Source organism: Streptomyces sp. bgisy159 (assembly GCF_965341775.1).
Lineage (GTDB): Bacteria > Actinomycetota > Actinomycetes > Streptomycetales > Streptomycetaceae > Streptomyces.
The window spans coordinates 230,611-238,529 of record NZ_CBDQZH010000006.1; the positions used below are offsets into that span (position 1 = coordinate 230,611).

Here is a 7,919-nt window from a genome sequence, read left to right on the forward strand (position 1 = left end):
GTCAGGCTCCCGCGGGCAGTGCGCCGTTGACCTGGTCCAGGAACTGCCGGGGCGTCTTGCAGCGCTCCGCGTCCGGCGGCATCGGCGCCTCGTAGCGGTTCTCCAGTTCGCCGACGATGCCGAGCAGGCCGAGCGAGTCGATGCCGAAGGTGTCGAAGCCGGTGTCGAGGCTCTGCTGCAGCTCCTCGGGGGCCACGGTGACGCCGGCGGCCTTCTTCATCAGCTCGGCCAGCTCTTCCACGGTGATGCGGTCACTCATACCGGTTCCTCTCCTGTGCTGTGCGGTCGGCGCCGCAGGAGCAGCGCCGAGTTCGACCCCATGAGTCCCCGGCTGAGGATCAGCGCCGTGCGCAGTTCGGCGGGGCGCGCCCGGCCGGTCACGAGGTCGAGGTCGTGGCAGATGTCGAAGACGTGCGGCGTGGGCGGGACCAGGCCCTCCTCCATCGCGAGGACCGCCGCCGCGGTGTCCAGCACGGGCGCGGCGCCGTAGCCGCGGCCGATGCCGGTCTTGGGGGCCGTGACGGGCACCCGGGTGCCGTGCCGGCCGAGGGCGTCGCTGAGCGCCAGGGCCTCGGCCCGGTCCGCTTCGGGCACGCCGAGCGCGTCCGCGAAGACCACGTCGACGTCCTCGGGGGCGCAGCCCGCCTCGTCCAGCGCTCCGCGCACGGCCTGCGCCAGCCCCTCGCGGGACTCCGCCCAGCGGCCGGCGCCGGTGAAGGTGGCCGCGTGCCCGGCGAGGACGGCCCGGATCGGCGCCCCCCGTTCCCGTGCCGCGTCCGCGTCCTCGACGACCAGCATGGCCCCGCCCTCCGCGGGCACGAACCCGCGGGCGGCGGAGGTGAAGGGGCGGTAGGCCCGCTCGGGGTCCTCCTCGGTGCTCAGCTCCCCGTACCCGAGCTGACAGACGATCGAGTACGGGGCGAGCGGCGCCTCGGTCGACCCGGCCACCAGCACGCCGGTGCCGCGCCGCACCGCCCGGCCCGCGTGGGCGAGGGCGTCGAGGCCGCCGGCCTCGTCGGAGGCGACCACGCCGCAGGGACCCTTGAAGCCGCGGCGGATGGAGATCTGGCCGGTGCTGGCGGCGTAGAACCAGGCGATGGACTGGTAGGGGCCGACGAAGCGGCTGCCCTTGCTCCACAGCTGCTGCAGCTCCCGCTGTCCGAACTCGCCGCCGCCGGAGGCGGCCGCGGTGACCACGCCCACCGAGAACGGGTCGGCCTCGCTGTCGCCGCGGCCGAGGCCGGCGTCCGCCAGCGCGAGGTCCGCCGCGGCCATCGCGAAGTGCGTGAACCGGTCGGTCTGGACCAGGAACCGCTCCTCGATCGACGCCGCGGCGTCGAACTCCCGGACCTGTCCGGCCACCCGCAGCGGCAGGTGCTCGCACCCTTCGCGGGTGACGGGTCCGAGGGCGCTGATGCCCTCCTTGGTGGACTTCCAGAACGTCTCGGTGTCCGTTCCGTTGGGCGCGACCACGCCGATTCCGGTGACGGCCGCGCGCCGGGGTCGTCGTGCGCTCATCGTCTGCCCTCCCTCGACCGGGTCAGGACCACCGCGGACTGGAAGCCGCCGAACCCGCTGCCCACGGAGAGCACACTGTTCAGCGACCGTTCGCGGGCGACCCGCGGGACGTAGTCCAGGTCGCACTCGGGGTCCGGGGTCTCGTAGTTGGCGGTGGGCGGCACCACCTGGTGGGCCAGGGCCAGCACGCAGGCCACCAGTTCGATCGACCCGATCGCGCCGAGGGAGTGGCCCACCATGGACTTGATGGAGCTCATCGGCGTGGTGCGGGCGTGCTCGCCCAGTGCCCGTTTGACCGCGGCGGTCTCGTGCCGGTCGTTCTGCTGGGTGCCCGACCCGTGCGCGTTGACGTAGTCGACGGCCGTGGGGTCGAGCCGGGCGTGGGCGAGGGCGTCCTCGATGGCGCGGGCCATCTCCAGGCCCTCCCGGGTCAGCCCCGTCATGTGGTAGGCGTTGCCGAAGGTCGCGTACCCGGTGAGTTCGCAGTACACGTGGGCGCCGCGGGCCCGCGCGTGTTCGAGCTCCTCCAGGACGAGCACCGCGCCGCCCTCGCCCATGACGAATCCGTCGCGGTCGGCGTCGAAGGGACGCGAGGCGTGGGCGGGGTCGTCGTTGTTCGGGGACGTGGCCTTGATCGCGTCGAAGCAGGCCATGGTGATGGGTGAGATCGGGGAGTCCGACGCGCCCGCTATGCAGATGTCGGCCCGCCCCTCCTCGATCGTGTGGAAGGCGTATCCGACGGCGTCGAGACCCGAGGTGCAGCCGGTGGACACGGTCTGCACCGGTCCGCGCGCCTCGAACCGCTCGGCGACGGTGGCGGCGAGCGTGCTCGGCGTGAACGCGCGGTGCAGCTGCGGCTCGGCCCGTCCGGGGTCCACGTCCCAGCGCTGCCCGTGGTGGCTGACCAGGACGTAGTCGCGCTCCAGCCGGGTGGTGCCGCCGACCGCGGTGCCCAGGCTGACCCCGACCCGCCAGGGGTTCTCCCGGGCGAGGTCGAGACCGGAGTCCCGGACCGCTTCGGCGCCGGCCACCAGAGCGAACTGGATGTAGCGGTCGCACCGCTCGATCTGTTCCGGGGCCAGGCCGTGGGCGGCCGGGTCGAAGTCGCATTCGGCGGCGATCCGGGACCGCAGGCCGGCGGGGTCGAAGAACGTGATGCCCCGCGTCGCCGTGCGCCCGTCCGTCAGCAGCTGCCAGAACGCCGGGGCGCCGATCCCCCCCGGAGCGACCACGCCTATGCCGGTGACCGCGACGCGCCTGGTCATGATCGGACGCGTTCCGGCTCGGACACCGGGTCCGCCGCGCTGGCGTCGGTCCCCTCGGTGTCGACGTGGCCCAGCGGCGGGCTGGGCGCCAGCGGGCCGAGGTGGAAGACGATCCGGGCCTCCACGTTGCCCACGTTGCGGAAGCGGTGGCGCACGTGGGCGGGGATCATCAGCGCCTGTTCGGGCCGCAGCGGGTGGGGTCCCCCGTCGAGGTCCACCTCCAGCTGTCCGCACACGACGTAGACGAACTCCTCCGAGTACGGGTGGTAGTGCTCCGCGATGCGGTCGCCGGGTTGCACGGTGGCGACGCCCATGAAGCCGCTGGTGGCGCCGACCGTGGTCGGGGTGAGCATGGCGCGCAGGTCACCGCCGCGCCGGGTGTTGGGCTCGATGTCGCTGAAGTCGACGAGCCTGGGGGTGGTTCTGTTCACGACGTTCCTCCGATCGTGTGCGGCGACGCGGGCCGGCCGCCGCGGCCGTGGCACCGGATGTTCAGGCCGCGGGCGCGCGGCGGTCGGTGACGAGGTCCATGAGGGTGAGCCGGAGCAGCCGGGCCGAGACGTCGCCCGCCGCGGCGGCGGCGTCCGACCCGAGCGCGTCGGTGTCGAGGAGTTCCAGCAGTTCGGCCGCCCCGGCGCGGTCCCCGAGGGCGAGCACCGCGCCCGGGTCGGCGTCGAGTCCGGCGCGCAGGTCGACCAGGCGTACGACGACGTCGTCGCGCTGGAAGATCGTGCTGCGCAGCACGGGGTTGTCCGGGGCGTCGGCCGCGGCGTCGCGCTGGGCGAGGAGTTCGGCCAGCCGCATGCCGCGGCCCGGACGGGCCGGGTAGTACAGCGCCCGCCGCTCGGCCTCCGGACCGTCCTGGCCGGCCGTCACGTGGTGGACGGCCGGAAGGGCCGCACGGGTGAAGAAGACCCGCGCCGACTCCGGGTCGTCGAGGTCGCGGTCCTGTTCCAGGTACGGGTTGATGGCTTCCTCGACGGCCCGTACCTCCGGCTGCCGCGCGACGTGGCGCAGCGCGGCGAGCAGGTCGCCGCGCACTTCGACGGCCCGCACGACGCGGTTGCCGTGCATGAACAGGGAGGTGCGGCACAGCCGGGTGGTGTCGTCGACCCGTGGCTCCGGGGAGGCGTAGTCGGCGAGGATCTTCGCGACCTTCTCCTCGCTGCCGGGCTTGACGGTGAAGGTGAGGGCGTGCCGGATCACGCCGTCGCCGATCCGCGGCGCCGTCTGCAGCCGGCGGGTGCCGGACTGGGGAGACGTGGCCGGGCCACCGGTCTCGCGGACGATGTGGAAGCGCAGCGACCTGGTGTCCCTCACACAGTTGTGCAGGGGCCGCACCATCGTCACGTGCTCCTCGCTGTTGACCCAGGTCAGGAACGGCGGGGCGCTCTCCCACTCGCTGGTGATGAGCCACTGGGACGGGTTCTCGATGGACTGGCAGAGCTGGTCGCTGACGTGTCCGGGGACGGAGGCGACCTGGTTGCACAGCTGCTCGTAGGCCTCCAGGAACTGCTGCTGGGCTCCTTCGTGGACGTCGACCAGCAGCACCACGCGCAGCCGGGAGCCGTCGAACACGGACTGGGAGATCCGCTGCGACATCTGCCGGACCGCTCCTGCGACGGTGTGTTCGGACGTAGTGGTCATCCGGGTACTTCTCCTTCGCTGTGGCACAGGCGAACGCCGCCGCGGGGAAGCGACGACGGCGTTCCTCGATCCTGTGCCCGGCCCCAGGAGAGCGCGACTTGGGGGCACTGCCCGGGTGAGCGGCCGTGGGGCGGGCGGGGTGGCCTCACACGAGGTGGGCGAAGACCACGAGGTTGTCGGTGTAGTCCTTGGCGGCGTGGTCGTAATCACCCGCACAGGTGATGAGCCGCACCTCGGGCCGTGCGGCGTCCGCGTAGACCCGCTCGTCGGGGAAGTCGTCCTTGGCGAAGGTCTCCACGTCGTCGACGACGAACGTCGCCGTGCTCCCGTCGGCGCGGTCCACGTGGAAGACGTCGCTCTTGCGCAGCTCGCCGAGCCGCACGAACACGGCGGGCGAGGTCTTGGTGTCGACGTGCCCGGCGATGATCGCCGTGCCCGTCTCGCCCGGCGAGGCTCCCGCGGCGTACCACCCGACGAGGTTGGTGTCGTCGGCCGGCGGGGGCTGCAGGTGCCCCGAGGAGCCGATGGACAGGTCGGTGAAGGGGGCGTCGACCGAGATCTTCGGGATGAGCAGGCGCACCGGCCGCGACCGGGGCAGCTGCCTGCCCGTCGGGTCGGGGCGCGCCGACGGGGCCGACGCGGACGCCCGCGCCGGGGGTGGCGGTGCGGCGGTGCCGGAGGGCTCGGCGTCACCACCGCTCACGGTCATCGCCAGCACCGCGCAGGCCACGGCCGCCATCGCCAGCACGTGGGTCCGCGGGCCCGGCTTCTGCGCGGGCTCGTCGCCGTCGGCGGGGTCGGGGGGACCAGCTGTCATCGGGACATCACCTCCACTGGGCACGGCGGCCGGGCGGGGGGGCCGGCCGGGGGAACGCCGGGGCCGCCACGCGGGTGCCGCGCGGCGGCCGCAGCTGTCTATCGCGTCCGGCATGGTCAGGCCACGCTTCCGGCCGTCCTTCTGCGGCGCGCCGCGTAGAGACCGGTGCCGGCGACGGCGAGGACGGCCAGACCGCCGGCGGTCATCGTCGGTCCGGCGAGGGCACCGCCGCCGGTGTGCATGCCGCCGTGCGGCTTCTCGTGCCCGCCGCGCCGGGAGTTGTCGTCCTCGCCGCTGCCGCTCCAGTCACGGTCGCCCGAGCCCTGGGCGGGGGTCACCGCGGTGAGCGCGCCGCCGCCGGTGTGCATGCCGCCGTGCGGCGAGTCCTGCCGTCCGTCCCAACCGTGGTCCTTGCCGTGCTCCTTGCCGTGCTCCTTGCTGTACGAGGAGTCCTCGTGGTCGCTCCCGTAGGCGTGGGCGCCGGGCGCGCCGAGGGCGAGGACGGCCGAGGCGGCCGCCGTGACCAGCAGTGTGCGCGTGGAACGCATCTGACTTCCCTTCCGTCGCGGGCGGGCGAGGCTGACGCTTCATCAGCCGGTGTGGATCCCGCCCCGACGTGAACCACCGTCAGCGGGGAACGCGCGGCCCGCCACTCAGGGCGATCAGCTGGGTGACGCACCGTCTGGTCCGCGCGGGTGAGCCTCAGCCGGCCGACAGCACCGTGGTGAGGGCTCGGCGCAGGTCGGAGGTGGCGTCCTGGACCGGGCCGGACGAGCGCCAGGCGACGAACCCGTCCGGGCGCACGAGCACCGCGCCGCCGTGCCCGACGCCATGGGCGGCCGCCCAGTCCGCGCCGTCCTCGGGCGTGAGGTCGGCCTCGGACCCGGTGCCGATCCGGTAGGACGTCAGCGGCAGGGACAGCTCGTCGGCGAGGAGGGCGGCGCCGCGGTGCCAGCCGCCCGGGTCGCCGGCGTCGCAGAGCAGGACGAGAGACGTCTCGTAGAGGTCGAGGGTGGACTTCCGGTCCCCCGACTGCCGCAGCCACATGTGGGGTGCGCGGCTGCCGGGCCGGGCGGTCAGGTCGAGGCCTTCCGGGACGACCGGGGCCGCCGGGTCGGCGCCGACCACCGCGCCCCGCGGATAGCGGTAGCCGAGGGCCACGTCGAGGATGCCGCGCTGGGGGCCGCCGCCCCCGCCGGGCGGCGGCGCGAACCCGGGGTGGCTGTGCTCGACCGACCGGGCGGCGGCCCGGGCGCTGGTCGCCTCCGCGACCGGGCGCCGCTCGGCGTCATAGCTGTCGAGCAGGCCCTCGCCGGCCCAGCCGCCGAGCACCGCGGCCAGCTTCCACGCCAGGTTGTGGGCGTCCTGGATGCCCGTGTTGGAGCCGAAGGCGCCGGTGGGCGACATCTCGTGGGCCGAGTCGCCGGCCAGGAAGACGCGTCCCGACCGGTAGCGCTCGGCGACGCGCTGGGCGGCGTGCCAGGGCGCGCGGCCCGTGATCTCCACGTCCAGGTCCATGACGCCCGTCGCGCGGCGGATGTGCTCCACGCACCGTTCGTCGGTGAACTCCTCGACGGTTTCCCCGCGTTCGGGGTGCCAGGGGGCGTGGAAGACCCAGTTCTCCCGGTTGTCCACCGGCAGCAGCGCGCCGTCGGCGTCGGGGTCGGTCAGGTAGCAGACGATGAAGCGGCGCTCGCCCACGACGTCCGCGAGCCGGCGGGAGCGGAAGGTGATGCTGATGTTGTGGAACAGGTCGCCGGGGCCGCTCTGCCCGATGCCGAGCTGTTCGCGCACGGGGCTGCGCGGGCCGTCGGCGGCGACCAGGTAGTCGGCGCGGATGGTGGTGTGCTCACCGGTCTCCCGGCTCTTGACCACGGCCGTGACGCCGTCGGAGTCGCTGTCGAAGGACAGCAGTTCGGTGTTGTAGCGCAGGTCGCCGCCGAGCCGAGCGGCGTGGTCGAGGAGGACGGGTTCCAGGTCGTTCTGGCTGCACAGGCACCATGAACTGGGGCTGAAGCGGGCCAGGCCGCCGCCCGGGTCGATCTCCCGGAACAGCCACTCCCCCGCGTCGCCGACCAGTGTGGGGGTCTGCAGGATGCCGTGGTTGTCCGCGAGCGTGGCGGCGGCCCGGCGGATCCCGGGCTCGACACCGGACACCCGGAACAGTTCCATCGTGCGTACGTTGTTGCCGCGGCCGCGGGGGTGGACGGAGGTGGCGGCGTGCCGTTCCACCAGGGTGTGGCGGACTCCGAGGCGGCCGAGGAACAGGGAGGTCGACAGGCCGACCAGGGAGCCGCCCACGATGAGGACCGGTACCTGGTGGACCGTGCGTTCGGACGGATGGGCTCGTCGGGTCATCGTTCGCCTCCAGCGCGTCGGGTTGCGGATCGCGGCCGGGGTGCGGCCGGGTCTCATCCATGCCCCGCGTCACCCGCTCAGGCTGCGGCGTCACCCGCTTAACCCGCTGGATTCGCGTGTTCGGCGGCACGGCGGCCGGGCTACCGCGCCGACGTCCGGCACCGTGGCGCCGTGCACGACTCCGTCGGCTTCTCCGGCGCCGCCCCCGCCCCACGGCAGGCCGACGCCCCTGGGACCCCGGTCGGGGTCCCAGGGGCGTCGGCCGCTCCACGGCCGGCGGGGCGGGGGAGCCAGCCCGGTGCCCTCTCCCCTGA

8 protein-coding genes are annotated in these 7,919 nt (G+C 74.0%); all 8 read right to left on the bottom strand.

Features of this window, described 5'->3' with window-relative positions:
* Nucleotide 1: 1 nt before the first annotated feature.
* Nucleotides 2–259: an acyl carrier protein gene (locus tag ACSLTV_RS09300; protein WP_432156704.1), complete on the bottom strand. Its 258-nt coding sequence runs from the start codon at nucleotides 257–259 to the stop codon at nucleotides 2–4.
* The gene (locus ACSLTV_RS09305) at nucleotides 256–1,518 is read right to left on the bottom strand and encodes a ketosynthase chain-length factor (RefSeq protein WP_432139491.1); all 1,263 of its coding nucleotides are present in this window, start codon (nucleotides 1,516–1,518) and stop codon (nucleotides 256–258) included. Before ACSLTV_RS09305 ends, ACSLTV_RS09300 begins: the two co-directional genes overlap by 4 nt.
* Nucleotides 1,515–2,783, bottom strand: coding sequence for a beta-ketoacyl-[acyl-carrier-protein] synthase family protein (locus ACSLTV_RS09310; RefSeq protein ID WP_435611952.1), 1,269 nt, complete (start codon nucleotides 2,781–2,783; stop codon nucleotides 1,515–1,517). Before ACSLTV_RS09310 ends, ACSLTV_RS09305 begins: the two co-directional genes overlap by 4 nt.
* On the bottom strand, nucleotides 2,780–3,214 hold the full coding sequence (locus ACSLTV_RS09315) for a cupin domain-containing protein (RefSeq protein WP_435611953.1): 435 nt from the start codon (nucleotides 3,212–3,214) through the stop codon (nucleotides 2,780–2,782). Before ACSLTV_RS09315 ends, ACSLTV_RS09310 begins: the two co-directional genes overlap by 4 nt.
* A gap of 61 nt (nucleotides 3,215–3,275) precedes the next feature.
* Complete coding sequence (locus ACSLTV_RS09320; RefSeq protein ID WP_432139494.1) at nucleotides 3,276–4,430, bottom strand: SchA/CurD-like domain-containing protein; 1,155 nt, start codon at nucleotides 4,428–4,430, stop codon at nucleotides 3,276–3,278.
* Nucleotides 4,431–4,575: 145 nt separating this feature from the next.
* Nucleotides 4,576–5,247 (bottom strand): class F sortase, encoded by a 672-nt coding sequence (locus tag ACSLTV_RS09325; protein ID WP_432139495.1) that lies wholly within the window; start codon nucleotides 5,245–5,247, stop codon nucleotides 4,576–4,578.
* Nucleotides 5,248–5,363: 116 nt separating this feature from the next.
* Nucleotides 5,364–5,795 carry a hypothetical protein gene (locus ACSLTV_RS09330; RefSeq protein ID WP_432139496.1) on the bottom strand — a complete coding sequence of 144 codons (432 nt, stop codon included), beginning with the start codon at nucleotides 5,793–5,795 and terminating at the stop codon, nucleotides 5,364–5,366.
* 154 nt (nucleotides 5,796–5,949) lie between these two features.
* A complete protein-coding gene (locus ACSLTV_RS09335) occupies nucleotides 5,950–7,605 on the bottom strand; it encodes an FAD-dependent oxidoreductase (RefSeq protein WP_432156707.1) in 1,656 nt (551 codons plus the stop codon).
* Between the last annotated feature and the right edge of the window lie 314 nt (nucleotides 7,606–7,919).

Coding starts and splice junctions, on each gene's coding strand:
- ACSLTV_RS09300 (WP_432156704.1), bottom strand. CDS start 259: ATGAGTGACCGCATCACCGTGGAAGAGCTGGCCGAGCTGATGAAGAAG.
- ACSLTV_RS09305 (WP_432139491.1), bottom strand. CDS start 1,518: ATGAGCGCACGACGACCCCGGCGCGCGGCCGTCACCGGAATCGGCGTG.
- ACSLTV_RS09310 (WP_435611952.1), bottom strand. CDS start 2,783: ATGACCAGGCGCGTCGCGGTCACCGGCATAGGCGTGGTCGCTCCGGGG.
- ACSLTV_RS09320 (WP_432139494.1), bottom strand. CDS start 4,430: ATGACCACTACGTCCGAACACACCGTCGCAGGAGCGGTCCGGCAGATG.
- ACSLTV_RS09325 (WP_432139495.1), bottom strand. CDS start 5,247: ATGACAGCTGGTCCCCCCGACCCCGCCGACGGCGACGAGCCCGCGCAG.
- ACSLTV_RS09330 (WP_432139496.1), bottom strand. CDS start 5,795: ATGCGTTCCACGCGCACACTGCTGGTCACGGCGGCCGCCTCGGCCGTC.
- ACSLTV_RS09335 (WP_432156707.1), bottom strand. CDS start 7,605: ATGACCCGACGAGCCCATCCGTCCGAACGCACGGTCCACCAGGTACCG.